This is a genomic window from Vibrio sp. 2033, from assembly GCF_033339735.1.
Map to the genome: position 1 here is coordinate 1 of NZ_JAWOVC010000172.1, position 899 is coordinate 899.

2 protein-coding genes are annotated in these 899 nt (G+C 48.2%); both read left to right on the plus strand.

The annotated features are described in order from the left end of the window. A partial coding sequence (locus R7P74_RS25385) for an ATPase, T2SS/T4P/T4SS family (RefSeq protein WP_443293363.1) occupies nucleotides 1-253 on the plus strand: 253 nt, incomplete at its 5' end. After that, the coding region (locus tag R7P74_RS25390; RefSeq protein WP_318123410.1) for a type II secretion system F family protein at nucleotides 253-899 on the plus strand (647 nt) is incomplete at its 3' end. The genes R7P74_RS25385 and R7P74_RS25390, both read left to right, overlap by 1 nt.

An 899-nucleotide genomic window follows, 5' to 3' on the forward strand; every position in this document is an offset into this window, starting at 1 on the left:
ATCGCTCATTCTACATCGCGCGAAAGGCTGTGAAGCGTGTAACCAAAAAGGTTATCGAGGACGTACCGGCATTCATGAATTAGTGCTTGTCGATGAAACGGTTCAAGAGCTGATTCACCGCGAAGCAGGTGAGCAAGAAGTGGAAAAAGCCGTTCGTAATCATACGCCAAGTATTCGTAGTGATGGTCTAAGCAAAGTACGTCGTGGTATTACGTCACTTGAAGAAGTGATGCGAGTGACGAAGGAAGCGTAATGGCAGCATTTGAATACAAAGCGCTGGATGCAAAAGGCAAACAAAAAAAAGGCACGATTGAAGGGGATAACGCTCGTCAAGTGCGCCAACGACTGAAAGAACAAGGAATGATCCCTGTTGAGGTCGTGGAAGCCAAAGCAAAGGCGGCTAAGTCTTCAGGCTCAGTGGGCTTCAAACGTGGTATCAAAACGGCTGAACTGGCTCTGATCACGCGTCAATTATCCACACTTGTTCAATCAGGTATGCCTCTTGAAGAGTGTCTTCGAGCAGTTTCTGAACAAGCAGAAAAGCCACGAATTCGCACCATGATCGCTGCAGTTCGCTCCAAAGTCACCGAAGGTTACCCATTGGCAGATAGCCTAGGTGATTATCCACACGTATTTGACGAACTGTTTCGCTCTATGGTCGCCGCGGGTGAAAAATCTGGACACCTTGATACGGTTTTAGAGCGCTTGGCAGAGTACGTCGAAAACCGTCAGAAAATGCGTTCTAAGCTGTTGCAAGCGATGATCTACCCTGTCGTATTAGTGGTGTTTGCGGTGGCGATTGTCTCGTTCTTGTTGGCAACCGTGGTACCCAAAATCATCGAGCCGATCATTCAAATGGGGCAAGAGTTGCCACAGTCAACGCAATTTTTGCTGGCGGC